The sequence below is a fragment of the Arthrobacter sp. YA7-1 genome (assembly GCF_025960325.1).
In the GTDB taxonomy this organism is placed as follows: domain Bacteria; phylum Actinomycetota; class Actinomycetes; order Actinomycetales; family Micrococcaceae; genus Arthrobacter; species Arthrobacter bambusae_A.
Genome location: NZ_CP110114.1, coordinates 4,143,780 through 4,170,718, shown reverse-complemented (window position 1 = coordinate 4,170,718; position 26,939 = coordinate 4,143,780). Strand labels below are relative to the sequence as shown.

The following is a 26,939-nucleotide window of genomic DNA, read 5'->3' as shown; positions in this document are numbered from 1 at the left end:
CCCGCTAGTCTGGGAAAGTGCCCCAAACAGTGACCCGTCCCACCCCGCCCTCCACGGCCCGGGAGATCCTGCGCCTTGCTGTCCCCGCCTTCGGGGCGCTCATCGCCGAACCCCTCTTCCTCTTGGCCGACTCCGCCATTGTGGGTCACCTTGGCGTGCCTCAACTCGCCGGCGTCGGACTGGCCTCCACCCTGCTGTACACGGCGGTCGGACTTATGGTCTTTCTGGCATATTCAACGACTCCAGCGGTGGCGCGGGCCATCGGGGACGGAAAACTCGCCAAAGCACTGGCCGCAGGCCGCGACGGCGCTTGGCTGGCCTTGCTGCTGGGTGCAGTTCTGGCGGTGGCGGGCTTCCTCGCGGCTGAGCCGCTGGTGGGGCTGCTTGGCGCCAGTGGTGAGGTGCGGACATATGCGGTGGACTATTTGCGCTGGTCCATGCCGGGACTCGTCGCCATGCTCCTGATCTTCGCCGGCACCGGAGTGCTCCGCGGACTGCAGGACACCCGCACCCCCTTGGTCGTCGCGACAGTGGGATTCGCCGCGAATATTGGCCTGAACTGGATCCTCGTCTACGGGCTGCACTTGTCAGTGGCCGGGTCGGCCATCGGAACCAGCATCGCGCAATGGGCCATGGCTGCTGTCTATTTGGTGATGGTGGGACGGAATGCCCGGCGTCATGGCGTTTCGCTGCGCCCTGATTGGCGCGGAATCCGCACGATGACCACCGTGGGTTCATGGCTCATGCTCCGCACACTCAGCCTGCGCCTGGCTATCTTGGCCACGGTCCTGGTGGTCACCTCCCAAGGGTCCGTCAACCTCGCCGCGCACCAGCTCGCCATGACAATCTTCTCCTTCCTTGCCTTCGCCCTGGATGCCTTGGCTATTGCTGCGCAGGCCCTTATCGGCAAGGAACTCGGCGCCTCCCGCCCGGGGAGGGCGCGCGAACTCACCCACACCATGATCCGCTGGGGTGCGGGCTTCGGCGTCGTGACCGGTGTGCTCCTCGCGGTGGCTGCGCCGTGGGCGGGATTCCTCTTCACCTCCGACGCCGGCGTCCAGTCCGCGCTCACCGCGGCGCTGTGGGTGCTCGCCGTCGGGCAGCCCCTCGCTGGTTACGTCTTCGTTCTGGACGGCGTCCTGATCGGTGCGGGCGATGCCCGCTACTTGGCGATTGCCGGCGTCGTGAACCTCGCGGTCTATCTGCCGCTTTTGGCGGCAGTCCACGCGACAAGGCCCGACGGCGCGGCGGGGCTCGTGTGGCTCTGGGGGGCGTTCGCGCTGGGCTACATGGCGGCCCGCGGGGTCACCTTGGGGCTGCGGTCCCGGTCTGACAAATGGATGGTCCTCGGTTCGCACTAAACTGGACTGGTGACTCTCCCCACCTCTTCAGCGACTTCATCCACGCCCATGGCAACCGGACTCTGGAAGCCCGTACTTCTCCGCGCCGGTGTTGCGCTGGTGTTTGGAGCCGTGACTGTCTTCTGGGGCTCGCCGTCCGTGCACGTTCTGGCTTGGGCTACCGGGCTCTATCTGCTCGCAACCGGGGGCGCGGCATTCCTGGCCGCGAGCATTCCGGCAGCCGCGGCCGTCGTCGTTGGCCTGGCAGGTGTAGGTGCCTTGATGACGCAGTCCGATACGGGCGTTGGCGTTTCAGCGCTCGTGGGATTGCTGGTGCTCGGGGGGTTCGAACTAGTCAAGGGATTCCGGCGGCGCGGACGCCACGTGCTCGCCCGCGACTGGATCATTTCAGGCGTGGTGGGCATCGGCACTGCCGTGGCCTTGCCGTTCTTCATCAGCTTGGGAGCCCACGCGCTTCTCGGCGTCGCCGGCGGCGGCGCCATCATCTCGGGAGTCTTGTGGGTGCTGTCCGGGTTGAGCCTGCGGCACGATGGGCAAACCCCCTCCGCCGAGGCCGTAAACTAGTAGTCGTACGTTCTACCCTGCGTAGAACTCTCAAGGCGCGTATGGCGCCAGCACCCACATTGGAGGAATGACCTTGGCTGACCAGAAACCAGGAGAGCCGCGCAAGATGCGGACCTCGGTTAAGGGACCGCTGATGTTCTCCGCGTTCTGGGGTGTCTTGGTCTTTTTCGCCGTGCTGATCTTCGCCTCCGGCGGCAGTGCCCGCACTCCGCGCTTTGACCTCGCCTTTACCGGTGGCGGCATCGCCTTCATTGTGAGCCTCGTCCTCGCCGCCATGCTTTCCATGAGCTACAAGGAAAACGCCGAGCACCTCGGCAAGGGCTCGGGCGTCAACCTAAGTTCCAGGAAGCCGGGCCAGAGTCACGGATCCGCGGCCCCCCATGCGGGCAGCGAAACGGAAACCCCCGACGCCAACTAGGCCGTCTTACTCCCCTCACTCCGTCCCCGATGCCTTTCGGGCCCGGTAGGCGGCCACGTGCGTCCGGTTGGCGCAGTTGCCGGTATCGCAATAGAGCTTGGATCGGTTGCGGCTCAAGTCCAACACGACGGCGTCGCAATCGTCTGCCGCGCACACCCGCAGGCGGTCCATTTCCTTGCTGCGGATGACGTCCACGAGCGCCATGGCGGCTTCGGTGCCCATGCGCTCCGCGAGGGGCGCCTCGGGGGTAGTGGCGTGCAAATGCCAATCCCAATGATCGTGCTTGACCAATTGGGGGAGGGCCCGCGCATCGATGAGGAGCTGGTTGACGGTCTCCACGGCCGCGTCTTCATCGGCCGTCCACAAGGAAGCCAGCTGGCTCCGGAGTCGCTTCACGCTGGCTAATTCGGCCTCGTTTCCTTCCCTGGCGCCAGTGAATTCTTCCGCGTCGAGGAAGGCGTGGAGCTCGGCGACACCCGGGAGGGATTCGGTGCCGTTGGCAGCCGTGTTGATCAAATTGACCACACTTCGAAGCGCCACTTCAGTGTCAGGTGCAAAAAGCACTTTGACTCCTTACATCTCTCGGAGGTAGTGTCAGTAGCGTAACCCATTTTACTCCTGACAGGAGGCTGCTGTGTCAGCTGCAACAAACCGGGCTGGTGCTGCGGGCTTCATGGCGTCGGGCCTGGGGCTCGCGCTCTTTTCTTCAGCGGTCTTCGGCTTGTCAGGCTCGTTCGCCAAGTCCCTCCTGGAAACGGGGTGGACCCCCGGTGCGGCAGTTGCCATCCGATTGAGCGGCGCTTCGCTCATCTTGGTGATCCCGGCCGTCGTCGCCCTCCGGGGCCGTTGGCACCAACTCAAGGACAACTGGCTCACCATCCTGTTGTTCGGCGTCATCGGTGTTGCGGGGTGCCAGCTTTTCTACTTCAACGCGGTGTCCAGGCTGTCCGTGGGCGTCGCCCTCCTGCTCGAATACCTCGCGCCAACCATGATCGTCCTGTGGCTGTGGGCCGCGAGCCGACGCCGACCCCGGGCCCTCACGGCCATTGGAACGCTGCTGTCCCTCGGCGGTCTCGTCCTGGTGCTTGATCTCACCGGTTCCGTGAAGGTGGACTTCGTCGGCGTCTTGTGGGGCATGGCCGCGGCCGTCTGCCTGGTCATCTATTTCTTCATCACGGCCAAGCAGAACGACACATTGCCGCCCATTGTCCTGGCTTCCGGCGGTCTCATGGCCGGTTCAATCCTCATTTGGATTGCCGGCGCAACCGGTCTGGTGTCCATGAATTTCGCTACCGCGGACACGCAGCTCGGGCCGTGGACCACGCCATGGTGGGTCTCGATCGCCGGCCTTGTCATCCTGTCCACCGTGCTGTCCTACGTCACGGGGATCATGGCAGCACGAAGCCTCGGTTCCAAAGTGGCATCCTTTGTCTCGCTCACCGAAGTGCTGTTCGCCGTGGTGTGGGCCTGGCTTTTGCTGGCCGAATTGCCGGGAGCCATCCAGCTCGTGGGCGGGGCGCTCATCGTGTGCGGAGTGGTGTTGGTTCGAATCGACGAGCTACGTGCGGACAAGCGCGATGCCGTGGAGTCCGGTACATTCCACGCGGCCCTGGAGCTTGACCACGCAAACGACGTCGAGCCGGTTCCATCCGAGCGGGTCCTCTAAAACCGAGCCTTGAGGGAGGGCCAGGGCCTAGCATGTTGATATGTGCCGGAATATCCACACCCTCCACAATTTCGAGCCACGAGCCACCTCAGCGGAGGTGGAAGCTGCAGCACTGCAATACGTGCGCAAGATCAGTGGCACGACGAAGCCGTCGAAGGCCAACGAGGAGGCCTTCGCCGAGGCCGTCCATGAGATCGCGCATATCACCCAGCATCTGCTCGATTCCCTCGTGACCCACGCGCCCGCTCGCAACCGCGACGAGGAGGCGGCCAAAGCCCGGGCCCGCGCGGCTGTTCGTTTCGGAACGGCCTGACTTCCCCCAACTGGCTGGGCCAGCTTCCCCCAACTGACTGGCAGTTGTTGCCGTTTTGACGCTGCATAACGACAACAACTGCGAGTTAGTTGGGTGGGCCGTGAGTTGGGTGGGCAGGGGCTACTTTGCGAACGAGCGCAACCGGAGCGAATTAGCGACCACCAGGACCGAGCTCGCAGCCATGGCCGCACCGGCGATCATCGGGTTGAGCAAGCCAAGGGCAGCAACAGGGATGCCTATGGCGTTGTAGAAGAACGCCCAGAACAGGTTCGTCTTGATGGTGGTGAGCGTCTTCCGGGACAGCTCGATGGCTTGCACCAGCTGCCCGAGGTCACTGCCCATCACGGTCAGATCCGAGGCCTCGATGGCGACGTCCGTGCCCGACCCCATCGCGATGCCCAGGTCGGCCTGTGCCAGGGCTGCGGCGTCGTTGACCCCGTCCCCCGCCATCGCCACAGTGGACCCCTGGGACTGAAGCTTCCGGACCGCGTCCACTTTGCCCTCCGGCAGGACCCCCGCGAACACGTCTTCCGGGGCGATCCCGACGGCGGTGGCCACTTGGGCGGCGACGGCGGCGTTGTCTCCGGTCAGCAGCAGGGGTCGGATCCCGAGTTCCTTGAGCTTCGCTATGGCCGCTGCCGAACCGGGTTTGACGGTGTCCCTGAGGGTCACGACCCCAGCGGGCTTTCCGTCCACAGCCACCCAGATGGCGGTAGCGCCACCGGCTTCCTCAGTTGCCAGTGCCTGGCGCTGTGCGTCGTCAGGGAAAATTCCGTTGAGTTCCAGCCAGCCGGTCCTGCCTGCCACGACCGTTCGTTCGGCGCCCTTTCCGGCTCCGTTCAGCGCGACCATTCCCCGGACTCCGCCGCCCGGGGCGGAACTGAAGTCCTTCACAGCGGGGAGCGGACCGGCGTCGGGCATTGCGGACTTGGCGGCAGCAGCAATGGCGTGGGCGATGGGGTGCTCCGACGCTGCCTCGACGGCGCCGGCAAGAGACAGGACATCGGCGGGGGAGTGGCCGTTCAAGGCCAAGGTGTGTCCAACGGCCAGCTTGCCGCTCGTGACGGTACCGGTCTTGTCCAACAGGATGGCATCCACCGTGCGCGTATCTTCAAGCACCTGGGGCCCCTTGATCAGGATGCCGAGCTGAGCGCCCCGGCCGGTCCCGGTCAGGAGCCCAACCGGCGTCGCGAGCCCAAGCGCGCACGGGCACGCAATCACGAGCACTGCCACAGCAGCGGTGAACGAGGCATTGAGGTCCCTGCTCAGGACGAGCCAGACTGCGAAAGTAACCACGGCGATGACCAATACGACCGGCACGAAGACGGCGCTGATGCGATCGGCGAGCCGTGCGATCGGGGCCTTGCCCGTCTGCGCCTGGCTGACCAACCGCCCCATCTGGGCGAGCGTCGTGTCGGAACCGACGCGGGTTGCCCGGACCAGCAGACGGCCCGAAGCATTGATGGTGGCGCCCGTGACCTGGCTTCCCGGGCCGACCTCCACGGGCACCGATTCACCGGTGACCAATGAGGCATCCACGGCCGACGAACCACTCGTCACCAAGCCGTCCGTGGCGATCTTCTCTCCGGGGCGGACCACGAAGATGTCCCCTGCTACGAGTTCCTCGGCCGGGATCTGGTGCTCGACGCCGTCGCGCACCACCGTTGCGTCCTTGGCTCCCAGGTTCAGCAGCGCCTTGAGGGCATCGCCGGCCTTCGCTTTGGCATTGGCCTCCAGAAAGCGGCCCAGGAGCAGGAACGCGGTGACCACGGCCGCAACTTCGAAGTACAGTCCGCCGCCCATGCCCCCCGTGGACTCCATGCCGGGGTGTTCAGTCATCATGGGGTTCGCGAAGAGCTGCCACGCAGAGTAGAGGTACGCGGCAAGGACACCAATGGAGACGAGCGTGTCCATGGTCGAGGCGAAATGGCGTGCGTTGATGGCGGCGGCGCGGTGGAAGGGCCACGCCGCCCACGTCACCACGGGAAGGGCCAGCAACGCGGCGACCCAACCCCAGTGCGGGAACTGCAAAGCTGGAATCATCGAGATGGCGAAGACCGGGACCGTCAATATGGCCGCAGCGATCAGTCTCGGACGCAATTTCGACGCTGCGGGTCCGTGGTGCATGTGGTCTTCGTGGGTGCCCGCATTGTGGTCGCCGGCCGCGGCGGCACCGGCGCCATGCTCTGCATGCTCGCTCGTGCCTCGCTTAGACGCATGCTGGCGCATACCACCGGCACCGTCGCTGTGGTCATGTTCCGTTGCACCGTTGTCACCGGCGCTGCCTTCGGTGCTGGACGGGCTGGGCCTCGATTCGCGGATTCTGGCTTTGTAGCCCGTTGCGTTGACGGTGTCCACGATTTGTTGGTCCGTGACGTTGTCCGGGACGGTGACGTGGGCTGATTCGAGGGGGAGATTGACTGAAGCTTCCACGCCGTCGAGCTTGCCCAGCTTCCGCTCCACGCGGGCCACGCAGGATGCGCATGTCATCCCCTCGATGTCGAGCTCGATGATTCGCGTCCCCGTTTGGTGGAGGATATCGTGATTGCTCACATTGGCCCCTAGGCCTCGTTGGCGACTACCAAGTAGCCGGCTTCCGCGACAGCTTCGCCGATTTCCGACGGCGATAGTTCCTGGGTGGAGGTGATGGTGACCGTGGAGATTCCGCCGGCATTCAGGTCGATCTCGACATTCTCCACACCCGCCAAGGACTCGATTTCCTCGCTGACGGCTGAAACGCAGTGCCCGCAGGTCATGCCGGAAACGCTGACGTTCGTCTGGATGGTGGCGGTGTGGCCCATGGAGTGCTCCTTGGTCGTGATGTGAATTGTGTGGTGAGTGCTTGAGGGGTTAACGCAGCAGGCGCCCGATGGCATCGGCTGCTTCCTTGACCTTGATGTCGATTTGCTCGGCGCGCACGACGGGATCCGACTCGGAGGCAGCTCCGACAACGCAATGCCCGATGTGTTCCTCCACGAGCCCAAGGCTCACGGCATGCAATGCCTTAGTGACTGCAGAGACTTGGGTGAGGATGTCGATGCAGTATTTGTCCTCTTCCACCATGCGCGCAATGCCGCGCACCTGGCCCTCGATCCGCTTAAGGCGTCGCAAGTATGCGTCCTTGTTGGGAGAGTAGCCGTGCTGGCCATTGTTCAAGTCAACCGGGTTGTTCAGGTCCACCGGATTCACATCGATCGTGCTCATGGTGCAAATTTATACCCCCTAGGGGTATAAATCAAGTACCCCCTGGGGGTATAGGCGGGAACCGGTCGCCGCTACCCCCAGCTCGCCCAGTCCTCCGGGCTCAGCGAGGGGCGACCGATCAGATAGCCCTGGGCTGCGGTCATTCCGAGTTCGGTTACCGCGGCCAGCTCTGCCTCGGTTTCGATTCCTTCCGCCACCAAGGCGGCTCCGATTTCGGAGGAAAACCCGACCATCGCAGCGCCCAGGGCCCGCTGTGCCGGATCGGTGTCGATGCCGGCGATGATCTCGCGATCGAGCTTAATGAGGTCTGGTTTGAGCTGCAGGATGTGGCGCATCGAAGCGAAGCCGGCACCGGCGTCGTCGACGGCGATTCTCAGGCCCGCGCGCCGCAACGGTGCAAGTGCGTCCGCGAGCGGTCCGTAGTTGCCGACCTCATGGCGTTCCGTGACCTCCAGCACGATGCGCCGCGGGGGGATGGCCGACTCCACAATCGCAGCTGCCAAACGTGGGTCAAGGCATGCGCGCGGCGAGAGATTTGCCGCGACGTACAGCCCTGGCGGGAGCGACGCACCGGTAGTGAGTGCGGTCCGGAGTGCGAGGATTTCGAGCTCGACGTCCAGGCCGACCGAAGCAGCTTCAATGAACCGCACCTCCGGGGACAACTCCTGGTATCCACTGAACCTTGTCAGGGATTCGACTCCAACGACTTTGCGCATTTCCAGGCACAGGATCGGCTGGAATGCTGTGATGACTGAACCGTCAGTGAGCAATTCCTGGATGCGGGCGGTGACTTCTGCACGCATGCGTGCTGTCTCTGGATTCAAGACACGGCAGGTGCCCTCGAAACCGCGATCCCGGCCCTCCCTGTCGCGCATTGGCCTTCCGGCAACGTCAACCAAGACGCGGCTGCCGTCCCGGTGCCGACACACGGTGACTACCCGAGACCATGAGGAGTCACCGCTTTCCCTGGCTTTCCAGTCCAGCCGCGCATCCGCCAGATCCCCGGGGTCGATGATGCGTGTGATGTTCCTTCCCAGCAGTTCGGAAGGCTCGTATCCCGTGATGTCCTTGCACGCCGGGCTGCAGAATGTAAATCGCCCATCGGGCCCGGTGGCCCACAGCCAGTCCTGGCTCGTATGCAGCACCGTGTCCATCAAACGCGATGTTTGGAACGCTTGGCTGCGCTCCCGCTGCTGCTGCCGCATGAGACGCCACGCCGCCAACACCACCAGCGGCACAATCAACAGCGCTAGAAGGGCTGGGAATCCGGTTGATCCGTCCAGGCTGAGCCACGGTGGAAGCCCGAAAGCCAACGGCAGGCGGATAGACAAGGCGACCGCAGCTTCGATGAATACGACAACCAGAAGCCACCATCCAGTTGAGGCGGATGCCGGCGCGGTTGCTTGGCGTCCCTTGCGGGAAGACGCCCTCTTGAGCCTGGGAACGCGCATGAAGGGCATCACCCAATAGTGCCACCATGCCGTGGAATTCGCCGTAATCGGCAGCGGGTCGATCCAGAGGCGCACAACCCCCGACGACGGCTCCCCGGAACCCGGCTTAAACAAAGAGCTCCGGAGTGCGTTATTGGGGGATACGCACTCCGGAGCGGACTTTGGAGCAGGTTCTTTGGGTTCCTGCTGACAATTAGCTTACGTGCCCCAACAGCACTCCGCTACCAATCTGAATAACTACTTTCACTTTACTTTTTCCAGCCCCGGATTCGCGCCGAAGTCCGGTGTCTGGTCAGCTCGGTGCCCCTTGTAGAGCACCCGGCGCGGGCCTAGCGTTAACATGCACAGGAAGGGGTGGTCCACGTGGAGATCTTCATGTGGTGGCTGGACATAGACCTCAAGAGCAAGGAATGGTTGCGCGAAAACCTGCGTGCCGCGGAGCTTCCGCTGGAAGTCCTGCAGCGCATTGCCGATGTCGGCGGCCCGCGCCTTGAGGAGCTGGCTGGCGGGCTGAGCGACGCCGACTGGGACTTCATCGAGACGCAGTCCGAGTTCGTGGACTGAGGCGGTTTCCTAGACCGGTTCACAAAACCGTTGCGGCTCCCGGGCGGGGATGGTTGCATGGGGTGCATGGCTACCGCAGAGAGTTATGTCTTGGCGATCGGGACCAAAAAAGGGCTGTGGCTGGCGCGCAGCACAGACCGCAAGGAATGGTCCCTTTCCGGTCCGCACTTCCTCATGAGCGAGATCCCCAGCATCGGGATTGATACGCGCGGGGACAAACCCCGGATCATGGTGGGCGTGCGCTCCGAACACTGGGGCCCCACCGTGGCCCACTCCGATGACCTGGGCGCCACGTGGACAGAGCCCGAGCAAGGCGCCATCAAATTCCCGGAGGGCACCGATGCCGCTCTGGAAAGGATCTGGCAGATCTACCCCGATTCCGCCTCGCGCCCCGGCGTCGTCTGGGCCGGTTGTGAGCCGATCTCCGTCTGGAAGTCCACCGACGGCGGCGAGCACTTCGAGTTGAACCGCGGCCTGTGGGATCACCCGCATCGCAGCGAGTGGGGAGCGGGGTACGGCGGGGCTGCAGCCCATTCGATTGTCGTCAACCCTTCCGGGGAGAACGTCCACGTCGCCATGAGTACGGGGGGCGTCTACCGGTCGCTCGACGGCGGAGCTTCCTGGGAGGCCCGCAACAAGGGGATCTCGGCTCGCTTCATGCCCGATCCGAATCCCGAGTTCGGCCAGTGCGTGCACAAGATCGCTGCGGATGCCGCCGTCGAAGGCCGGTTGTATGCGCAAAACCACCACGGTGTGTACCGCACGGATGACAACGGTGAGAACTGGATCTCCATCGCGGACGGCCTCCCGGCGGATTTCGGCTTCGTCATGCTCACCCACCCGCGTCGCGAAGGCACCGCCTGGGTGATCCCGATCAAGGCCGATAGCGAGCGGATTCCGCCGGACGGCCGGCTTGCAGTGCATCGCACCGACGACGCCGGCGAGTCGTGGAAGCGCTTGGACGTGGGCCTCCCGGACCACGAATACAACGCCGTGCTCCGTGACGCAGCCGCGGTGGATTCTGCTGAACCCACCGGGGTGTACTTCGGAACGCGCGGCGGTTCGGTCTATGCCAGCGCCGACGAAGGCGAGTCCTTCATCGAAGTCGCCTCGCATCTGCCTGATGTCTTGTGCGTGCGGGCCGCGGTTGTCTCCGGCGTTGTTTCCCCGGATGTTGCGGCTGAATTCGCCGCTGCCGCCGCAGCTTCCGGCGTTCCCGCCTAGGACTGACCTTGCCCGATATCACTGTGCTGTTGCCCAGCGTTCTCCAGCCCCTCGCCGGCGGGCAGTCCTACCTGACTACGCCCGCCGACGGAGCTGTGACCGTGGAAAGCTTGCTTGATGCCGTGACCGGGAATTACCCGGTGCTGGCCCGGAGGCTCCGGGATGAAACCGGTTCGCTCCGCCGCTACGTGAATATTTACGTTAACGGCGAGGAGGTCCGGCGTCTGAAGGGTCTGGAAACTGAGGTTGCGGCCGGCCAGGAGGTCTTGATCATCCAGTCCGTGGCTGGCGGCTGAGCGGTTCGGGGCCAGGTCAGGCCACTCGCCAGACTGTGCACTCGTCGGTATTAATGGCCTTGCGCAGACCCGTCAGCTGATCCATGATCCAGACGACGCCGATGCCCGGGGCCGTTTCCTGGACGCGACCCCTGCGGATGACAACGTCATCGTAGGAGGGTCCGACGGAGAGGCGGGCTTCGATATGGTCGCCGCGGTGCAGCTGGTCAAGCGCGCGGATTCTTGTGGGGTGGGTTGATACTTCCTTCAACATGGTTGGCCTCCCTGGCTGGAGCTGCCAGCACTTGCCGGCTATTCCAGTGTGGCGGCCCAATGTTGCCGGGTGATTTCGGCCGGGTTAGCCGTGGGTAATACTTCCGTTAGCAAAAAAATCCATTGCCCACCCCCGGCCTAAACCGTTGGGTGGGCAATGGATCCACGGGGAATCGGGGGAGGGCTACTTCAGTCCGAGTTCCGCCGTCGGGGTCTTGAAGGATTCGCGCGCTGTCATCGCGGAGACCGCCGCGATCACGCAGATGACGCCGGTGAAGATGCTGATCTGGACCCAGCCGCCGGCCTTGGTGCCGCCCATCGCGGTGACGATGGTCGGGGCGAAGCCCGCCATGAGGAAGCCGATCTGCGTTCCGATGGCCAGGCCGGAGAAGCGGACCTTGGTGCTGAACATTTCGCCGTAAAAGGAGGGCCAGACTGCGTTTGCAGCGGCGTATCCGAGGGAGAAGTACACCACCGAGACCAGGAACATCAGGGGCACGTTTCCGGATTCGAGCGTCAAGAGGAACACGGGCGTCATGATGGCGCTGGCTACGGCGCCGTAGATGAAGACGGGCTTGCGGCCGATCCGGTCGGCCATCCTGCCGAATACCGGCTGGGTGCCGAGCGCGACGACGTTTGCCGCCACAACGAGCCACAGGGTGATGGTGCTGTTCACGTGGGCCACGTCCTTGGCGTAGGCGATGGCCAAGGTGCCGAAGACGGTGCTCACTGCGGAGATGAAGGCGCAGCAGACAACGCGCAGGACGTCGGCCCAGTGCAGCCGGAGGAGGTCGGCTACGGGAAGCTTGGCGATCTGGTTGTTCTTCTTGGCCTCGGCGAATGCCGGCGGCTCATGCAGGGTGCGGCGAATGAAGAACGCTACCAGGACCACCACGGCGCTGAGCCAGAACGGGATACGCCAGCCGATGCCGTACTTGATCTCGTCGGGGAGGGCGACGACGGGGATGAACACCAATGCTGCGAGGATCTGGCCACCCTGGGTTCCGGTGAGGGTCCAGGAAGTAAAGAAGGAACGGCGGTTGTCCGGAGCGTGTTCCAGCGTCATGGATGAGGCGCCTGCTTGTTCACCGGCGGCCGAGAGGCCCTGGCAGAGGCGTGCGAAGACCAGCAGCGCCGGCGCCCACCATCCAATGGCCTTGAAATCAGGAAGGCAGCCGATGATGAACGTGGCACCGCCCATGAGTACCAGGGTGAACATCAGCACGCGCTGGCGGCCGATGCGGTCGCCGAAGTGCCCCAGGATGATGGCTCCAACCGGCCTTGCCACGTACGCGAAGCCGAATGTCGCGAAGGACATGATGGCAGCGTTGGCGTCGGCGCTCGGGAAGAAGACATGCGGGAAAATCAATGCCGCGGCCGAACCGAAGATAAAGAAGTCGTAGTACTCGACGGCGCTACCGAGGAAGCTGGCGAGAGCGGCCTTCTTCGGCGTTCCCGCCGTGGCGGTGCCCGGCGTCGTAGACGGGATCGTGTGACTCATGGTGTTCCTTTGTGTGACGGCGATGTCGCATCTGGCTGAAATGTGCGTACCTGGAACGTCGGTGTAGGTCCGGCAGCGGCCTCACACTGTAGCCACATTGTGAGAGCTACTTGTGCGATACAGCAATGATGACTGTGAGCGCAGTCACTTGTCAAGATATTTACTCACCATCTAGATATAGCTCTCACGATGTGGCAATCTTTAGTTATGGATGTGAAGGAAGACACAAAGACCGACATGATCGGCAAGGCCCTGGGCCTCCTCGTATTGCTGGGCAATGAGCCGAAGGGGGCCAGCGCCTCCGAGCTCGCGCGCCAGGCGGAGCTGCCGTTCAGCACTACGTACCGGCTGCTCGGATCCCTGACCCGCGATGGATTCGTCGACTATGAGGCCGACGGCCGCCGCTACCACCTGGGACTTCGGGTCTTCCAGCTCGGTCAACGGGTATCAAACCATCACGGCTTCGCCGGCACCGCGCGTCCCATCCTGCAGCGCGTGACGGAAGGGACCGGCGAAGCGACCATCCTTTCCGTACGGGATGGCCACCACCACCTCACGGTCAACAAGGTGGACGGACCGCAGATGTTCCGGGTCACCAGCGATCCGGGGCATCTCGGAATGCTTCACACCACGGCCGTGGGCAAGGCGCTTGTTGCCTTCGCGGACGACGACGAGCGGCAGCAATTGGTGGAAGGGCTCGAGTTGGAGCCGCTGACGGAGTCCTCCATTACCGACCGCGACGCTTTCCGCTTGGAAATCGAGAAGGTCCGGCGCCAGGGCTACGCGGTCATGGACGAGGAAAACGAGGTGGGCATGCGCGCCGTCGCGGTCCCCGTCCTCAATTCCCAGGGCGTTGCCTTCGCTTCGCTTGCCACTGCAGTACCGGTTTTCCGGATGAGCGTGGAACAGCTCGTGGCAGTCGTTCCGCTCTTGAAGAGCGCGGCGTCCGAGCTCGCCGACCGCCTGCCGCAGCGATAATAGCCATCACTTTTGTTCGCGATAAGAACACTAGTGCAATATGTGAACAATTTGTGTAGTCTGATTCATACCGCCCGGCGGAGCAGCACGGCCTGGACGTCCCGAGGGACGCCAGGGAGCGCCATTCCACGGGTGCAGTTGTCAAAGGAGCAATGAGCATGAGCAACCGAGCTGAATCCTTCCTGGTGGGCCTGATCGGGGAAGGCGTATCGCCTTCGCTGACGCCGCCCATGCATGAGAGGGAGGCCGACGTCCAGGGGCTGCGCTACCTGTACCGGCCCATCGACCTGCTGGAGCTCTCCCTGCCCGGCTCCGCCGTCGGCGATCTGCTGACCGCAGCCTCCCGGCTTGGCTACAACGGACTCAACATCACGCATCCGTGCAAGCAACTGGTGCTGCCGTTCCTGGACGAAGTTTCCGAGGACGCCTGCCGGCTTGGCGCCGTGAATACCGTGCTGATCGAGGACGGCCGTTTCGTCGGCCACAACACGGACTTCTCCGGCTTCGGCTCTGCTTTGGCCAGCGGCCTTCCCGACGCCGGCCTGGAGCGAGTCGTCCAGCTCGGCGCCGGTGGTGCCGGCTCCGCCGTCGCCTATGCCCTCCTTTCCGCGGGGGTCAAAACGCTCGACCTTGTGGACGTTGACCCCGCACGCTGTGCCGAACGGGCGGCGGAACTCGCAGCCCTGTTCCCGGGCAGCACCATCACCGCGCGTACGACGGCGGAGCTCCCGCAACTCATGCCGCTGGCCGACGGCTTGGTGCACTGCACCCCGGTGGGCATGGCCGCTCATCCGGGCCTCCCACTGGACATGTCCCTCGTCGAATCCAGGCACTGGGTAGCCGACATCGTCTACAGGCCGATCGAGACCCGGCTGGTGCTCGAGGCCCGGGCCAAGGGTTGCCGCGTGCTCGACGGCGGACGCATGGCCGTGGGGCAGGCCGCCGACGCTTTCCGCATCTTCACCGGCCGCGACGCCGATCCGGAACGGATGCGGGCACATTTCCTGGAGCTGGTGGGCGCCGAGGAAGCCAAGGCTGAAGGGTCCAAGGCCGACAAGGCACTCGCCGGGGCGGGTCACTGATGCGCACGGGAATCGCGACCGTCTGCCTCTCCGGGACGCTCAAGGAAAAGATGCAGGCCTGTGCCATCGCGGGCTTCGACGGCATCGAGATCTTCGAACAGGACCTCGTCACCTCGCCGCTCAGCCCGGAGGACGTGCGGAAGATGGCAGCGGACCTCGGACTCGGCCTGGATCTCTACCAGCCGTTCCGCGACTTCGACAGCGTCTCCGAGGACATCCTGCAGGAAAACCTGCGCCGGGCGGACGCCAAATTCAGGCTCATGTCCCGCCTCGGCATGGACACCATCCTGGTGTGCACCAATGTGGGAACCGCCACGATCGACGACGACGACCTGCGGGCGGAGCAGCTCTCCCGCCTCGCGCAATTGGCCGGCGAACACGGCGTCAAAGTAGCGTACGAGGCCCTCGCCTGGGGCAAATACGTCAACGACTACGAACATGCGCACCGCTTGGTGGACACCGTGGACCACCCCAACCTGGGCACCTGCCTGGACTCCTTCCACATTCTTTCCCGCGACTGGGACACCGCTCCCATCGAGGCGATCAAGCCAGAAAAGATCTTCTTCGTCCAAGTGGCCGACGCGCCGAAACTCTCCATGGATGTCCTGTCATGGAGCCGCCACTACCGCGTGTTCCCGGGCGAAGGACAGTTCGAGCTGGCCAAGTTCATGGGCCACGTGGCCCGCGCGGGCTATTCCGGCCCGGTCTCGCTGGAGGTCTTCAACGACGTCTTCCGCCAATCCGATGTAGAGCGCACCGCCGTCGACGCGATGCGCTCGCTCATCTGGCTTGAGGAACAGAGCGCCAAATGGCTGGATGCGGCATCCCTCGTGCCCGCAGGCGCCGGCGGTGATTCGACCGCCAACGCTGCCGGCCGTCGTCGTTATCCCATGGAGCTGGCCACCCTTCCCAAGGTGGCCGAACCGGCCGGATTCAACTTCGCCGAGGTCAAGACCGATGAACCCGCACAGCTCGAGACGCTTCTGGGCCAGCTCGGCTTCGAATTCGATGGCCGGCACCGGACCAAGGACGTGCAGTTGTGGTCCATGGGGCAGGCACGCGTCATCATCAACGAACAAGCGCCGTCGCACAGCGAACCTGCCATCGCGGCGTTGGGGTTCGACGTCGACTCGCCCGTGATTGCCTCGGCCCGCGCCCAGCAACTCAAGGCCCCCGTGGTGCCGCGCAAGGTCCAGGCGGACGAGGAAGTTTTCCAAGGCATCGCCGCCCCGGATTCCACCGAGATCTTCCTCTGCCAGGGCAGCCCGGATGGCACCGCAGCATGGACCCGCGAATTCGGCGAAGGGCTCGAGCACCCTTCTGCGGGAGCGCAAGCGGTGATCGACCACGTAAACCTCGCCCAGCCCTGGCAGCACTTCGACGAAGCCGTCCTCTTCTACACGAGTGCCCTTGCCTTGGAACCTCAGCCGTTCGCCGAGGTGCCGAGCCCCAGTGGCCTGGTGCGCTCGCAGGTCATGCAGACTTCCGACCGTGCCGTGCGCCTGGTGCTGAACCTGGCTCCAGTCATCCAGCAGGAAGCTGGCCAGCAGGGCAGCGGCGCCCGCAAGAGCTACCAGGAACACATCGCCTTCGCGGTGGACGACCTCGTGGCCACGGCCCGGGCGGCGAAGGCACGGGGGCTCGACTTCCTCCGGATACCGGCCAACTACTACGAGGACCTGGATGCGCGCTTCGCCCTGGATCCTGCCTTCCTCGCCACCCTCAAGGAACTGAACCTTCTCTACGACAGGGACGCCAACGGTGAATTCCTCCACTTCTACACCGCCACGGTGGGCAGCGTGTTCTTCGAAATGGTGGAACGCCGCGGCGGCTACGACGGCTACGGCGCCCCCAACGCCCCCGTGCGGCACGCCGTCCAGTACGACTCGCTTCACGCCCACCACGTGCAGCGCTAAGCAGAAACACCAGCAGGAACCAGGAAAGCAACCCCCCGAAAGGAGCCGGCCGTGCTGCTAGACGCAAATGCCGGGCACTACCAAGACGACGAGCTCGTACCGGCGGCCGAACCGCATGCCGGGCACGCCCCGTTGGACGCCGCAGCCGAAACCCAGGCGGATCTCAGCGCCGAGATCAAAGCCATCGGCGAAGCGTACGCCCAGGCGCTCAAAGGCGGTGCCGCTCCGGAGACCCAGCCCCGGCTGGACTTCGCACCGTACCGCAGCAGCATCCTGCGCCACCCCACCAAGAGCCTGCACCACGCGGACCCGGAGACCATCGAGCTGTACTCGCCGGCGTTCGGGCACCAGGACGTGCACGCCTTGGAATCCGACCTCACCATCCAGCACAACGGCGAGCCCCAGGGAGAGCGGATCATCGTCCAGGGCAAAGTGCTCGACGGCGACGGCCGCCCGGTTGCCGGCCAGCTCGTGGAGATCTGGCAGGCCAACGCTGCCGGCCGCTACATCCACAAGCGCGACCAGCACCCCGCCCCGCTCGACCCGAACTTCACCGGCGTCGGGCGCTGCATCACCGGACCGGACGGTTCCTATCGCTTCACCACCATCAAGCCCGGCGCCTACCCGTGGAAGAACCACCTCAACGCCTGGCGACCGGCGCACATCCACTTCTCGCTGTTCGGCACGGACTTCACGCAGCGCATCGTCACCCAGATGTACTTCCCGGGTGACCAGCTGTTCCCGCTGGACCCTATTTACCAATCGATCGTGGACCAGGACGCCCGCGACCGCCTCGTGGCCAAGTACGACCACGAGTTGACGAGCCCCGAATGGGCCCTCGGCTACAACTGGGACATTGTCCTGAGCGGGTCGAGGCGGACCTGGACCGAAAACGAAGCCTTTGGCGACGCCGGGGATGAGGAGTAGGACATGAGCAAGCTGACACCCACACCCGGCCAGACCGTCGGCCCGTTCTACGGCTACGCCCTTCCCTTCACCAAGGACAACGAGCTTCTCGCCCCGGGCAGTCCCGGAAGCATCCGCCTGCAAGGCACCGTGTACGACGGCGCCGGCGAAGCCATCCCGGACGCCATCCTGGAGATCTGGCAGGCCGACTCCGAAGGCAACGTGGTCCAGCGCACGGGCTCCCTGGTCCGTGACGGCTACACCTTCACCGGCTGGGGCCGTGCCGCAGTCGGCAACTCCGGCGTCTTCACCTTCACCACGGTCAACCCCGGCCCCACTGAACCGGGGGCGGCGCCGTTCATTTCCGTCGCCGTCTTTGCCCGCGGCCTCATGAACCGCCTGTTCACGCGCATCTACTTGCCGGAGAACGAGGAAGCGCTCGCTGCCGATCCGCTGCTCAGCTCCCTCGATCCCGAGCGCCGCAGCACCCTGATCGCGCGCCGCGACGCAGACGGCGGACTCACCTGGGACCTGCGCCTGCAGGGCGGGAATGAGACCGTCTTTCTCGACTTCGAGCGCTTCGAAGGCGCCTCCCAATGAGCGGGGACGGCGATTTCGGGCTGCTCAGCCCGGTGTCGGCGTCGCCCGCCGTGGTGGCGCTGACGGGTGACCGTGCGGTGATCGCGGCCATCCTCGACGTCGAGGCCGCCTGGGCATCCGTGCTCGAAGAGGCCGGATTCGCGCCCGCCGGTTCTGCCGCCGTCGTCACCGAAGCCGCGGAATCCTGGGCCTACGATGCCGCTTCCATCGCCGAACGCGCTCAAGGCGGCGCCAACCCGGTCATTCCGCTGCTTGCCGACCTCCGCGGCAGGGTCAGAGGACTGGACGCTAGCGCGCTCGCCGCCGTGCACACGTCCCTGACCAGCCAAGACGTCCTGGATTCGGCCCTGATGCTGCTCGCGCACCGCGTGGTTTCAGCGCTTCTCGCCGAAGCAAAAGGTACGACGACGGCGCTCGCCGCCCTTGCGGAGCAGCATGCGGACACGCTGTGCGTGGGCAGGAGCCTGACGCAGCACGCGCTTCCGTCCACCTTCGGGCTCAAGGCGGCGCAATGGTTCCACGGAGTGGCCGCCGCGGCGGGCCGCCTTGAATCCCTGGAGTTGCCGGTTCAGTTCGGCGGCGCCGCCGGCACCCTGGCTGCCGGTACCGTACTCACGGAAGGCTCGTCGTCGAGCCCCTTTGACTTGGCCGATGCCTTGGCCGGGAAGCTGGGCTTGGCTCCCGCTCCTGCGCCGTGGCACACCAACCGCCTTGCCGTCACCGCGCTTGGCGACTCCTTGGCTTCGCTGACGGATTCCTTCGGCAAGATCGCCTCGGACCTGCTATTCCTCAGCCGCCCCGAGGTTGCAGAACTGGGTGAACCCCAGGCCGCGGGCCGCGGCGTTTCTTCGGCCATGCCGCAAAAGCAGAACCCGGTGCTCTCAGTGCTGATCCGCAGCGCGGCGCTCCAGGCTCCTGGCTTGGCGGCCCAGCTTCACGTGGCAGCCGCGAACTTCAACGACGAGCGCCCGGACGGCGCCTGGCATAGCGAATGGCAGGCCTTGAGGAGCTTGCTGCGGCTCGCCCTCGGTGCCGCCGCCCAGCTGCGCGAGCTCGCCGAAGGACTCCGGGTCTTCCCCGAGGCGATGCGCCGCAACCTGGAAATTTCCGGGCCATTGCTGCTGAGCGAAGCCGTTGCATCGTCTGTTGCCCCGCTCCTCGGCGCGGACAGGAGTGAAGCGAAGGCCAAGCTGCAAGCCGTCGTTGACGAGACGCTCCGGGCACCTGCAGCGGAGCAGCCCCGGATCTATACCAAGCTCCTCCGCGAAGTAGTCCCGGCCAGCAAGCTGTCCGACGAGGAACTGGAGGACCTTCTTGACCCGGCGAACTACATCGGTGAGGCTGCCGAGATCAGCCGCCGCATCCTTGCCGCGTACCCCGAATTCGCGCACACCAACCCGAAGGGAGCCGATCGTGGCTAAGCCCAACGTCAAGGCGGTGCTGCTGTCCCCGCAGCGCACCCTCGGGGAGAAGCCGCTCCTGGTGGTGGGGCCCTCGCTCGGAACGTCCACCGTCCTGTGGACCGAGACGGCAGCCCTGCTCGGTGACGAGTTCGACGTTGTCGGCTGGGACCTTCCCGGCCACGGCGTCTCGCCAGCGGCCTCCGAAACGTTCAGCGTCGCCGAGCTGGCAGACGCGGTGGTTGACCTGGTGGATTCGATCGTGCCGGGCGCCGTGTTCCACTACGCCGGGGACTCCCTGGGCGGTGCCACCGGACTGCAATTGGCCATCAAACACGGTGAACGGCTCAAGTCCTTGTCCGTGCAGTGCACCGGAGCGAAGCTCGGTACACCGGAGGGGTGGCTGGAACGCGCCGAAACCGTCCGTGCGCAAGGTACCGCGGTGATGATCCAGGGTTCCGCGCAGCGCTGGTTCGCTCCCGGTTTCATGGATCGCCAGCCCGTGGTCAGCAGCCGCCTGCTGCATGCCCTGCGGGACGCCGACCGCTTCAGCTACGCCTTCTGCTGCGAGGCCCTCGCCGGATTCGATGTCCGCTCCCAACTCGGCGGCATCACCGTCCCCACGCAGGCCCTGGCGGGCGTCGAGGACACTGTTGCGCCGCCGTCGTGCGCTGAAGAAATTGTCGCGGGCATCAACTCCAGATTCAACACAGGCGGCGGCAGCGCAGTTGCTGTGGCGCTCGACGGCGTCGGGCACCTCGCGCCCGCGGAGGCGCCCGCCGTCGTCGCGGACCTCATGCGGACTTTCATGAAGGAGGCCGGACAATGAGCACTGATTCTTCGCAAGGCGCGGTTCAGCGTGACGCCACCTCGCAGGAAATCCACGACGCCGGCATGGTGGTCCGCCGCGAAGTACTAGGCGATGCGCACGTGGACCGAGCGAACGCTGCCAAAGACGAATTCACTGGTGACTTCCAGGACATGATCACCCGCATCGCCTGGGGTGGCATCTGGACCCGGCCCGGCCTGACGCGGCAAATGCGCTCCGCCGTCACCATCACCGCGATGGTGGCGCACGGGCACTGGGAAGAACTGGCCATGCACATCCGCGCGGCCATCACGAACGGGCTGAGCAGGGACGAGATCAAGGAAATCCTGCTGCAGACCGCCATCTATTGCGGAGTTCCCTCCGCCAACACAGCATTCAAGACCGCGCAGGGTGTTTTCGCGGACCTCGACGCGACCCCCGAAGCCCCCGCCCCACCCAACTGACTCGCATTAGATGTCGTTTTGAGCCCTCATAACGACATTAACTGCGAGCTAGTTGGGACTACAGAAAATTAGAGGAGACCCCATGAACCAGGCGTATGTGTACGACGCCGTGCGCACACCTTTTGGAAAATTCGGCTCGGGCCTTGCCGGGGTCCGTCCGGATGACCTCGCGGCCCACGTGGTGCGCGAAGCCGTCAAGCGCGCCCCCGCTTTGGATGTTGAGCGGATCGACGAAGTGGTGTTCGGCAACGCCAACGGCGCCGGCGAGGAGAACCGGAACGTCGCCCGCATGGCCACGCTGCTCGCAGGGCTCCCGACGTCGATCCCCGGCACCACGGTCAACCGGCTGTGCGGTTCGTCCCTCGACGCGGCGATCATCGCTTCCCGTCAGATCAACGCCGGCGACGCCGAATTGGTCCTGGTGGGCGGTGCCGAGTCCATGTCCCGCGCACCCTGGGTGCTGCCCAAGACCTCCAAGCCGTACCCGGCCGGTGACATGACCCTGGCTTCCACCACCCTGGGATGGCGTCTGGTGAACCCGGCCATGCCCAAGGACTGGACCATTTCCCTGGGCGAGGCCACGGAACGCCTGCGTGAGAAGTACGGGATCACCCGGGAGCGGCAGGACGAGTTTGCCGCGGCCTCGCACAACCTCGCCGCCGCGGCGTGGGACGAAGGCTTCTACGACCAGCTGGTGACCCAGGTTCCGGGCACCGAGCTGGTCCGTGACGAAGGCATCCGCGCGGGCTCGACGGCGGAGAAGCTCGCCGGCCTCAAGACCGTGTTCCGTCCCGAATCCCCGGACGCCGCCGCAGGTAAGACAACAGGCGGAACGGTCACCGCGGGGAACGCTTCGCCGCTGTCCGACGGCGCCTCCGCGGCCTGGATCGGCAGCGACAACGCCACCGGGCTGCTCGGGCTGGAGCCGCTCGCCCGGATCGCCGGCCGCGGCGCGCACGGAAACGATCCCCAGTTCTTCGGCTACGCCCCGGTTGAGGCTGCCAACAAGGCACTCGCGAAGGCGGCCATCGGCTGGGAGCAGGTGGGCGCCGTCGAACTCAACGAAGCCTTCGCCGCGCAGTCCCTGGCCTGCATCGATGCGTGGGGCATCGATCCGTCCATCGTGAACCGGCATGGTGGCGCGATCGCGATGGGGCACCCGTTGGGCGCCTCCGGCACGCGCATCCTGGGCACCCTGGCTCGCAGTCTGGAGGCCTCCGGTGAGCGCTGGGGCGTCGCGGCGATCTGCATCGGCGTCGGACAAGGACTGGCCGTGGTGCTGGAGAACGTCACCGCCGGAGTGAAGGGCTAGAGGACATGCTGACATTCATTGACACCGTCGGCGAAGCAATCGCGGGCATCAAGGACGGCTCCACCGTCATGATCGGGGGCTTCGGGAACGCGGGCCAGCCGTTCGAACTCATCGACGCGCTGCTCGAATCCGGCGCTACGGACCTCACTGTGGTGAACAACAACGCCGGCCAGGCCGACCAGGGCCTGGCGCTGCTCATCAAGGAAGGACGGGTCCGGAAGATGATTTGCTCCTTCCCGCGGCAGTCCGATTCCTGGCACTTCGACGCCAAGTACAAGGCCGGGGAAATTGAACTGGAACTCGTCCCGCAGGGAAACCTGGCCGAGCGCATCCGTGCCGCCGGGGCCGGCATCGGCGGGTTCTTCACTCCCACCGGCTACGGCACCATGCTCGCCGAAGGCAAGGAAACCCGCTTGCTGGACGGAAAATGGCAGGTATTCGAGACGCCCATCCACGCCGACGTCGCGCTCATCAAGGCGCTCAAGGCCGACGGCAAGGGCAACCTTGTCTACCGCAAGACCGCCCGTAACTTCGGCCCCATCATGGCCGCCGCGGCCAAGCAGACCATCGTCCAGGTGTCCGAGATCGTCCCGACCGGCGCCCTGGACCCGGAGAACGTCGTGACTCCCGGGATCTACGTCAACAGCATCGTGAAGGTGGCCTGACATGAGCATCCAAAACTCAACAACACCCCTCGGCCGCGACGATCTCGCGCGGCTCGTGGCGCGGGACATCGTGCCGGGTTCGTTCGTGAACCTCGGCATCGGGCAGCCCACGCTGGTCTCCAACTACCTCTCGGAAGAGCAGAACATCACGCTCCACACGGAGAACGGGATGCTCGGGATGGGCCCGGAGGCCAAGGACGAGGAGATCGACGGCGACCTCATCAACGCCGGCAAGATCCCCGTCACGGAACTCCCCGGCGCCTCGTATTTCCACCACGCCGATTCCTTCGCTATCATGCGCGGCGGCCATCTGGATATCTGCGTGCTCGGCGCTTTCCAAGTCTCCGCCACGGGTGACCTCGCCAACTGGCACACCGGAGCACCGGACGCTATCCCGGCCGTCGGCGGGGCGATGGACCTGGCCACCGGCGCGAAGGACGTGTTTGTGATGATGACACTCCTGACCCGCGAGGGTGTGTCCAAACTCGTCGGCACCTGCAGCTACCCGCTGACGGGCGTGGGCTGCGTGACCCGCGTGTACACGGACAAAGCCGTCTTCTTGATAGGGCCCGACGGCGTGACCGTGCGTGAGACGTTCGGCTGCACCTTCGAGGAACTCCAGGCCCTGGTGCCGGTCCGGCTGGTGCCGTTCGACGAGAAGGCGGCGGGCGCCGTCGTCGGCGTCTAAACGCGCCAATAAGATTGGTAACCATGACCGACGCAGCAGTAGCCGGAGTGCCGCACGCAGGTGCTCCCCAAGCGAGTGACCAGTACGTGCAGTCGCTGGCACGCGGCTTGTCCGTGATCCGTGCGTTCGACGCGGCCAACCCCGTCATGACGCTCAGCGAGGTGGCGGCGCGCACAAACCTGACGCGTGCCACGGCCCGACGGTTCCTGCATACGCTGGTGGAGCTGGGCTATGTGCGCACCGACGGCAAGACTTTCGCGCTCACGGCGATGGTGCTGCAGCTTGGCTATTCGTACTTGTCGGCGTTGTCACTGCCCCAGCTCGCGCAGCCGCACCTTGAGGAGTTGTCGCTGAAGCTGGGGGAGTCGACGTCGGCCGCGGTGCTGGATGGAGCGGACATCTTCTACGTGGCCCGCGTGACCACGCGCCGGATCATGACGGTGGGGATCTCGGTGGGCACCCGCTTCCCGGCCTACGCCACATCCATGGGCAGGGTGCTTCTGGCCGGGCTGCCGCAGCAGAAACTGGACCAATATTTGGCCGACGTGGAGTTCAAGGCCTTGACGCCGCGGACCATCACGTCCCGCGAAGAGTTGGTTGCCGAGCTGGACCGGGTGCGAAATCAGGGCTGGTGCCTCCTGGACCAGGAGCTGGAACTCGGGCTCATGTCCATCGCTGCGCCGGTGTGGAACCACAATGCCGGACATGTGGCTGCGGCGGTCAACGTCTCGCTCCAAGCCCAAAACGTTGCTGCGCAGCCAGACCCCCAGGCGTACCTCGAATCGGTCCGGGAGCAGATCGTCGGAACTGCCCAGGCGATATCGCAGGATGTCTCGGCGAAGCATTAGCGTTTAGGGTCGTTGCCACGGCGCGTTGCGGCGCGTAGGCCCACGGCCCATGACCGACGTGGATGAGCAAGACTGTGGCTCCGACGTCGATGACCCTCGGCGGGCTGATCAAGCACTTGGCCTATGTCGAGGAGGACACAACGGCCACCCCGACCTGCTCCGGGATTCTGCGGATGGGCTGAGGGGGGAGTAGGCGGGGACGCGATAGTCGTCAGGCGAGCCCGGAACCAGCACGTTAGAGTGGTTTGGAGCGCTATACCGTCCTGAGGAGTCCCATGTCTGACCTGGCGTTGGAGAGCCGCCGGGTTCGGCGGCGATTCCCTCCCCGGCTGGATCCCTTGTTCTCTGGACTGTTCGGTTTTCTACTGTCCTTCGCCGGAAGCTGGATCCCATCGATTTGGAGGGACGAGGCTGCCACCGCCTATGTGGCCAACCATTCGAGTCAGGAACTGTTTGCCATCGTAGGGCGCATCGACGGCGTCTTCGGGCTGTACTACTGGCTCATGCATGGCTGGTTGAGCCTTGTGGGGACTAACCCGTTGACCTTGCGGTTTCCGAGCGCCGTTGCTGTCGGCGTCGGCGTGGCCGCCGTGGTCGCGATCGGGTCCCGGCTGCACAGCCGCTGGCTGGGCCTTGCCGCCGGCTTGGCATTCGCCGTGCTGCCGAGGATGACCGCGATGGGAATCGAGGCCCGTTCCTATGCGATGTGCGCGGCGATGGTTGCCGTTCTTGGCTGGCTGATGTTGCTCCTGACGGAACGCGCCCGGATCCTCAGCGCTGTGCCCTACGTTGTGGTGGGCGTCATTGCCGTGTATCTGCACATGTATGCCGTGCTCGCGGTCGGATCGCTGTGGCTGTCCGGCATGCTTTTGTCCCGAACGCGGCGGTCAAGGATCGTCCTGAGCGTGGCAACTGCCGGGATATTCGCCGTGACCGTCCCCCTGTTCCTGCTTGCCCGCACCCAAGCGGCAGCTCAGATCAGCTGGATCAACACCACTCCGGCCCAAATGTTTGCCCAAGTCTTCGTGGAGCAATTCTTCCCTTACAAGACCGTGGTGCGCTTCACGACGCCGGACCAGGAATGGGTGCGATCGCTCGCCGTCGTGCTGGCCGGAATCGCCTGGATACTCGTTGCCGCCTTGCTGGTCACGGGATGGAAGCGGTATCGCCGGGCATTGCTCTTCGCGGTGCCGGGCGTCGTCCTGCCGACAGTCGCGGTGTTCGTCTACTCCTTCCTGGTCTCACCGGCATACACGCCGAAGTACTTGATTTCCACGGTTCCCGCCTTTGCGATCCTGCTCGCATGTGCCCTCGGGAACCTGCCGCGGGTCTGGCCTAAAGTCACGGCGGTGGTGCTTCTGGCAGGGATTGCCGCCCCGATCTACGTTTCGCAACGGCAGCCCAACGGGAAGTTCGTCGTCGACGATTTCTCCTTCATCGCCGGGACCATCGACGGCCACAGCACAACGGGAGATGGGATTCTCTTCGACGACAGCCCGGGAGACCCGATCGAATCCGGACGCAACGCGCTCTCCGGCTACCCGGCGTCGTTCCGCAACGTCCGGGACATCGCAGCAGTGACCGGACCCGAACGATTGACCTCCCCGTGGTCACTCCAGCTCCCGTTCGATGCGGTGCAGGATCAGGTCGCCAGAACGTCCAGGGTGTGGCTGGTCACCACGCCCCAAAAGAAGGCCGACGCCGGCGCTGACGCCGCCAAGCTGACGCGCCTCGGCTTCCACCAAGCCAGCCAGTTCGCCGGTCCCACCCACGAGGTCATTCTCTGGACGCGCTGAGGCTGTAACGCTACCGCGTCAGCTTGGCGTGGTCCGGATGGTGGTCGCCGATGTGCCCCGGGGCGTTGGCAGCCAAGACGCGCTCAACAAACGCACAGTATTCCTCCACATAGTGGCGCAGGATGGATGCCGTGCCTTCGTCCCTGACCGATCCGTCCTCGTTGTAGGCCGTGCGATCGAATTTGATGTAGGCCTCCGGGGCGTTCAGCTGGGGTGCGTCGAGGAAGCTCAGGACGCTGCGCATGGACGCCTGCATCACGGCCGTGCCGATGCTGCCGGGAGACGTTCCGATGATGCCCGTTGGCTTGCGCGCGAAGGAATTGGTTCCCCAGGGCCGGGATCCCCAGTCGATGGCGTTCTTCAGGGCGCCGGGGACGGAGCGGTTGTACTCCGGCGAGATGAACAGGATGCCGTCCGACGCCGCGATCGCGTCCTTGAGGGCCCGGCCGGCAGGCGGGTAGTCGGCGTCGTAGTCCGGGCTGTACAGGGGCAGGTCCTTGATAGGAATCTCGGTGAATTCGAGCTCTTCCGGCGCCACGCTGATGAGCGCCTTGGACAGGACCCTGTTGATGGAGCGGCTTGAAAGGCTGCCGACGAAGTATCCGATCTTGTACGTGGCCATGGCAATGTTCCTTCCCGACGGCGCGGCCGGAACCGGCTCA

General features: G+C 65.0%; 30 protein-coding genes. 22 read left to right on the top strand and 8 right to left on the bottom strand.

Annotation, left to right across the window (positions count from 1 at the left end; translation table 11 throughout):
• The first annotated feature begins 17 nt into the window (after nucleotides 1-17).
• From OIT41_RS19545 to OIT41_RS19535, 3 genes are all read left to right on the top strand, one after another.
• Nucleotides 18-1,361 (top strand): MATE family efflux transporter, encoded by a 1,344-nt coding sequence (locus OIT41_RS19545; protein ID WP_264637117.1) that lies wholly within the window; start codon nucleotides 18-20, stop codon nucleotides 1,359-1,361.
• 9 nt (nucleotides 1,362-1,370) lie between these two features.
• Nucleotides 1,371-1,925 (top strand): hypothetical protein, encoded by a 555-nt coding sequence (locus OIT41_RS19540; RefSeq protein ID WP_413542295.1) that lies wholly within the window; start codon nucleotides 1,371-1,373, stop codon nucleotides 1,923-1,925.
• 67 nt (nucleotides 1,926-1,992) lie between these two features.
• Nucleotides 1,993-2,343, top strand: a complete 351-nt coding sequence (locus tag OIT41_RS19535) for a hypothetical protein (protein WP_078107111.1) — start codon at nucleotides 1,993-1,995, stop codon at nucleotides 2,341-2,343.
• 15 nt (nucleotides 2,344-2,358) lie between these two features.
• Here the strand turns inward: OIT41_RS19535 and OIT41_RS19530 are convergent, their stop codons facing one another.
• Complete coding sequence (locus tag OIT41_RS19530; protein WP_078107112.1) at nucleotides 2,359-2,907, bottom strand: CGNR zinc finger domain-containing protein; 549 nt, start codon at nucleotides 2,905-2,907, stop codon at nucleotides 2,359-2,361.
• Nucleotides 2,908-2,977: 70 nt separating this feature from the next.
• On the opposite strand from OIT41_RS19530, the gene OIT41_RS19525 reads away from it, so the two are divergent.
• Both OIT41_RS19525 and OIT41_RS19520 read left to right on the top strand, forming a co-directional pair.
• Complete coding sequence (locus OIT41_RS19525) at nucleotides 2,978-4,009, top strand: EamA family transporter (protein ID WP_078107113.1); 1,032 nt, start codon at nucleotides 2,978-2,980, stop codon at nucleotides 4,007-4,009.
• A gap of 40 nt (nucleotides 4,010-4,049) precedes the next feature.
• The gene (locus OIT41_RS19520) at nucleotides 4,050-4,322 is read left to right on the top strand and encodes a DUF2277 domain-containing protein (RefSeq protein WP_059388822.1); all 273 of its coding nucleotides are present in this window, start codon (nucleotides 4,050-4,052) and stop codon (nucleotides 4,320-4,322) included.
• A 120-nt stretch (nucleotides 4,323-4,442) separates the two neighbouring features.
• Here OIT41_RS19520 and OIT41_RS19515 read toward each other — a convergent pair whose 3' ends face one another.
• The 4 genes from OIT41_RS19515 to OIT41_RS19500 form a co-directional block, all read right to left on the bottom strand.
• Nucleotides 4,443-6,875 carry a heavy metal translocating P-type ATPase gene (locus tag OIT41_RS19515; RefSeq protein WP_264637116.1) on the bottom strand — a complete coding sequence of 811 codons (2,433 nt, stop codon included), beginning with the start codon at nucleotides 6,873-6,875 and terminating at the stop codon, nucleotides 4,443-4,445.
• An 8-nt stretch (nucleotides 6,876-6,883) separates the two neighbouring features.
• Entirely contained in the window at nucleotides 6,884-7,123 is a 240-nt protein-coding gene (locus OIT41_RS19510) for a heavy-metal-associated domain-containing protein (RefSeq protein ID WP_059388821.1), read from the bottom strand.
• A gap of 49 nt (nucleotides 7,124-7,172) precedes the next feature.
• On the bottom strand, nucleotides 7,173-7,526 hold the full coding sequence (locus tag OIT41_RS19505) for a metal-sensitive transcriptional regulator (RefSeq protein ID WP_264637115.1): 354 nt from the start codon (nucleotides 7,524-7,526) through the stop codon (nucleotides 7,173-7,175).
• 71 nt (nucleotides 7,527-7,597) lie between these two features.
• Complete coding sequence (locus OIT41_RS19500) at nucleotides 7,598-8,986, bottom strand: EAL domain-containing protein (RefSeq protein WP_264637114.1); 1,389 nt, start codon at nucleotides 8,984-8,986, stop codon at nucleotides 7,598-7,600.
• Between the two features lie 354 nt (nucleotides 8,987-9,340).
• Between OIT41_RS19500 and OIT41_RS19495 the strand changes: the two genes are divergently transcribed.
• The 3 genes from OIT41_RS19495 to OIT41_RS19485 are packed head-to-tail and all read left to right on the top strand — an operon-like array spanning nucleotide 9,341 to nucleotide 11,061.
• Nucleotides 9,341-9,541, top strand: a complete 201-nt coding sequence (locus tag OIT41_RS19495; protein ID WP_078107243.1) for a hypothetical protein — start codon at nucleotides 9,341-9,343, stop codon at nucleotides 9,539-9,541.
• Nucleotides 9,542-9,598: 57 nt separating this feature from the next.
• Nucleotides 9,599-10,765 carry a WD40/YVTN/BNR-like repeat-containing protein gene (locus OIT41_RS19490; protein ID WP_241707595.1) on the top strand — a complete coding sequence of 389 codons (1,167 nt, stop codon included), beginning with the start codon at nucleotides 9,599-9,601 and terminating at the stop codon, nucleotides 10,763-10,765.
• 8 nt (nucleotides 10,766-10,773) lie between these two features.
• Entirely contained in the window at nucleotides 10,774-11,061 is a 288-nt protein-coding gene (locus tag OIT41_RS19485; RefSeq protein ID WP_078107129.1) for a MoaD/ThiS family protein, read from the top strand.
• Nucleotides 11,062-11,077: 16 nt separating this feature from the next.
• On the opposite strand, the gene OIT41_RS19480 is transcribed toward OIT41_RS19485, so the two are convergent.
• Both OIT41_RS19480 and OIT41_RS19475 read right to left on the bottom strand, forming a co-directional pair.
• Nucleotides 11,078-11,314, bottom strand: coding sequence for a hypothetical protein (locus OIT41_RS19480; protein WP_078107130.1), 237 nt, complete (start codon nucleotides 11,312-11,314; stop codon nucleotides 11,078-11,080).
• A gap of 183 nt (nucleotides 11,315-11,497) precedes the next feature.
• Nucleotides 11,498-12,814 (bottom strand): MFS transporter, encoded by a 1,317-nt coding sequence (locus OIT41_RS19475; RefSeq protein ID WP_078107131.1) that lies wholly within the window; start codon nucleotides 12,812-12,814, stop codon nucleotides 11,498-11,500.
• A gap of 207 nt (nucleotides 12,815-13,021) precedes the next feature.
• Between OIT41_RS19475 and OIT41_RS19470 the strand changes: the two genes are divergently transcribed.
• From OIT41_RS19470 to OIT41_RS19405, 14 genes are all read left to right on the top strand, one after another.
• Complete coding sequence (locus tag OIT41_RS19470; RefSeq protein ID WP_241707594.1) at nucleotides 13,022-13,792, top strand: IclR family transcriptional regulator; 771 nt, start codon at nucleotides 13,022-13,024, stop codon at nucleotides 13,790-13,792.
• Between the two features lie 158 nt (nucleotides 13,793-13,950).
• Entirely contained in the window at nucleotides 13,951-14,874 is a 924-nt protein-coding gene (locus tag OIT41_RS19465) for a shikimate dehydrogenase (RefSeq protein WP_241707593.1), read from the top strand.
• A complete protein-coding gene (locus tag OIT41_RS19460) occupies nucleotides 14,874-16,790 on the top strand; it encodes a bifunctional sugar phosphate isomerase/epimerase/4-hydroxyphenylpyruvate dioxygenase family protein (protein WP_241707592.1) in 1,917 nt (638 codons plus the stop codon). Before OIT41_RS19465 ends, OIT41_RS19460 begins: the two co-directional genes overlap by 1 nt.
• Before the next feature lie 54 nt (nucleotides 16,791-16,844).
• Nucleotides 16,845-17,717, top strand: a complete 873-nt coding sequence (gene pcaH / locus OIT41_RS19455) for a protocatechuate 3,4-dioxygenase subunit beta (protein ID WP_241707702.1) — start codon at nucleotides 16,845-16,847, stop codon at nucleotides 17,715-17,717.
• Nucleotides 17,718-17,720: 3 nt separating this feature from the next.
• The gene (pcaG, locus tag OIT41_RS19450) at nucleotides 17,721-18,296 is read left to right on the top strand and encodes a protocatechuate 3,4-dioxygenase subunit alpha (RefSeq protein WP_241707591.1); all 576 of its coding nucleotides are present in this window, start codon (nucleotides 17,721-17,723) and stop codon (nucleotides 18,294-18,296) included.
• A complete protein-coding gene (locus OIT41_RS19445; RefSeq protein WP_241707590.1) occupies nucleotides 18,293-19,717 on the top strand; it encodes a lyase family protein in 1,425 nt (474 codons plus the stop codon). The genes pcaG and OIT41_RS19445 overlap by 4 nt, the downstream gene beginning before the upstream one ends.
• Nucleotides 19,710-20,525: an alpha/beta fold hydrolase gene (locus OIT41_RS19440; RefSeq protein ID WP_241707589.1), complete on the top strand. Its 816-nt coding sequence runs from the start codon at nucleotides 19,710-19,712 to the stop codon at nucleotides 20,523-20,525. Before OIT41_RS19445 ends, OIT41_RS19440 begins: the two co-directional genes overlap by 8 nt.
• Nucleotides 20,522-20,968, top strand: a complete 447-nt coding sequence (pcaC, locus tag OIT41_RS19435; protein WP_241707588.1) for a 4-carboxymuconolactone decarboxylase — start codon at nucleotides 20,522-20,524, stop codon at nucleotides 20,966-20,968. Before OIT41_RS19440 ends, pcaC begins: the two co-directional genes overlap by 4 nt.
• A gap of 82 nt (nucleotides 20,969-21,050) precedes the next feature.
• Nucleotides 21,051-22,280, top strand: coding sequence for a thiolase family protein (locus OIT41_RS19430; protein ID WP_241707587.1), 1,230 nt, complete (start codon nucleotides 21,051-21,053; stop codon nucleotides 22,278-22,280).
• 5 nt (nucleotides 22,281-22,285) lie between these two features.
• Complete coding sequence (locus tag OIT41_RS19425) at nucleotides 22,286-22,945, top strand: 3-oxoacid CoA-transferase subunit A (RefSeq protein ID WP_241707586.1); 660 nt, start codon at nucleotides 22,286-22,288, stop codon at nucleotides 22,943-22,945.
• A 1-nt stretch (nucleotide 22,946) separates the two neighbouring features.
• Nucleotides 22,947-23,633 carry a 3-oxoacid CoA-transferase subunit B gene (locus OIT41_RS19420; protein WP_241707585.1) on the top strand — a complete coding sequence of 229 codons (687 nt, stop codon included), beginning with the start codon at nucleotides 22,947-22,949 and terminating at the stop codon, nucleotides 23,631-23,633.
• Nucleotides 23,634-23,656: 23 nt separating this feature from the next.
• The gene (locus OIT41_RS19415) at nucleotides 23,657-24,481 is read left to right on the top strand and encodes an IclR family transcriptional regulator C-terminal domain-containing protein (RefSeq protein WP_241707584.1); all 825 of its coding nucleotides are present in this window, start codon (nucleotides 23,657-23,659) and stop codon (nucleotides 24,479-24,481) included.
• Between the two features lie 62 nt (nucleotides 24,482-24,543).
• Nucleotides 24,544-24,663 carry a DinB family protein gene (locus tag OIT41_RS19410; RefSeq protein ID WP_241707583.1) on the top strand — a complete coding sequence of 40 codons (120 nt, stop codon included), beginning with the start codon at nucleotides 24,544-24,546 and terminating at the stop codon, nucleotides 24,661-24,663.
• A 93-nt stretch (nucleotides 24,664-24,756) separates the two neighbouring features.
• On the top strand, nucleotides 24,757-26,277 hold the full coding sequence (locus OIT41_RS19405) for a glycosyltransferase family 39 protein (protein ID WP_241707582.1): 1,521 nt from the start codon (nucleotides 24,757-24,759) through the stop codon (nucleotides 26,275-26,277).
• 10 nt (nucleotides 26,278-26,287) lie between these two features.
• Here the strand turns inward: OIT41_RS19405 and OIT41_RS19400 are convergent, their stop codons facing one another.
• Nucleotides 26,288-26,899, bottom strand: a complete 612-nt coding sequence (locus OIT41_RS19400) for an NADPH-dependent FMN reductase (RefSeq protein ID WP_078107144.1) — start codon at nucleotides 26,897-26,899, stop codon at nucleotides 26,288-26,290.
• Nucleotides 26,900-26,939: the final 40 nt, after the last annotated feature.

What these genes read in the sequence shown, in the direction of transcription:
- OIT41_RS19415 (WP_241707584.1), top strand. Translation starts at nt 23,657, where the DNA reads ATGACCGACGCAGCAGTAGCCGGAGTGCCGCACGCAGGTGCTCCCCAA.
- OIT41_RS19410 (WP_241707583.1), top strand. Translation starts at nt 24,544, where the DNA reads ATGAGCAAGACTGTGGCTCCGACGTCGATGACCCTCGGCGGGCTGATC.
- OIT41_RS19505 (WP_264637115.1), bottom strand. Translation starts at nt 7,526, where the DNA reads ATGAGCACGATCGATGTGAATCCGGTGGACCTGAACAACCCGGTTGAC.
- OIT41_RS19460 (WP_241707592.1), top strand. Translation starts at nt 14,874, where the DNA reads ATGCGCACGGGAATCGCGACCGTCTGCCTCTCCGGGACGCTCAAGGAA.
- OIT41_RS19465 (WP_241707593.1), top strand. Translation starts at nt 13,951, where the DNA reads ATGAGCAACCGAGCTGAATCCTTCCTGGTGGGCCTGATCGGGGAAGGC.
- OIT41_RS19400 (WP_078107144.1), bottom strand. Translation starts at nt 26,899, where the DNA reads ATGGCCACGTACAAGATCGGATACTTCGTCGGCAGCCTTTCAAGCCGC.
- OIT41_RS19445 (WP_241707590.1), top strand. Translation starts at nt 18,293, where the DNA reads ATGAGCGGGGACGGCGATTTCGGGCTGCTCAGCCCGGTGTCGGCGTCG.
- OIT41_RS19470 (WP_241707594.1), top strand. Translation starts at nt 13,022, where the DNA reads ATGGATGTGAAGGAAGACACAAAGACCGACATGATCGGCAAGGCCCTG.
- OIT41_RS19520 (WP_059388822.1), top strand. Translation starts at nt 4,050, where the DNA reads ATGTGCCGGAATATCCACACCCTCCACAATTTCGAGCCACGAGCCACC.
- OIT41_RS19425 (WP_241707586.1), top strand. Translation starts at nt 22,286, where the DNA reads ATGCTGACATTCATTGACACCGTCGGCGAAGCAATCGCGGGCATCAAG.
- OIT41_RS19510 (WP_059388821.1), bottom strand. Translation starts at nt 7,123, where the DNA reads ATGGGCCACACCGCCACCATCCAGACGAACGTCAGCGTTTCCGGCATG.
- OIT41_RS19535 (WP_078107111.1), top strand. Translation starts at nt 1,993, where the DNA reads ATGACCTTGGCTGACCAGAAACCAGGAGAGCCGCGCAAGATGCGGACC.
- OIT41_RS19490 (WP_241707595.1), top strand. Translation starts at nt 9,599, where the DNA reads ATGGGGTGCATGGCTACCGCAGAGAGTTATGTCTTGGCGATCGGGACC.
- OIT41_RS19405 (WP_241707582.1), top strand. Translation starts at nt 24,757, where the DNA reads ATGTCTGACCTGGCGTTGGAGAGCCGCCGGGTTCGGCGGCGATTCCCT.
- OIT41_RS19480 (WP_078107130.1), bottom strand. Translation starts at nt 11,314, where the DNA reads ATGTTGAAGGAAGTATCAACCCACCCCACAAGAATCCGCGCGCTTGAC.
- OIT41_RS19420 (WP_241707585.1), top strand. Translation starts at nt 22,947, where the DNA reads ATGAGCATCCAAAACTCAACAACACCCCTCGGCCGCGACGATCTCGCG.
- OIT41_RS19475 (WP_078107131.1), bottom strand. Translation starts at nt 12,814, where the DNA reads ATGAGTCACACGATCCCGTCTACGACGCCGGGCACCGCCACGGCGGGA.
- pcaG (WP_241707591.1), top strand. Translation starts at nt 17,721, where the DNA reads ATGAGCAAGCTGACACCCACACCCGGCCAGACCGTCGGCCCGTTCTAC.
- OIT41_RS19430 (WP_241707587.1), top strand. Translation starts at nt 21,051, where the DNA reads ATGAACCAGGCGTATGTGTACGACGCCGTGCGCACACCTTTTGGAAAA.
- OIT41_RS19500 (WP_264637114.1), bottom strand. Translation starts at nt 8,986, where the DNA reads ATGCCCTTCATGCGCGTTCCCAGGCTCAAGAGGGCGTCTTCCCGCAAG.
- pcaC (WP_241707588.1), top strand. Translation starts at nt 20,522, where the DNA reads ATGAGCACTGATTCTTCGCAAGGCGCGGTTCAGCGTGACGCCACCTCG.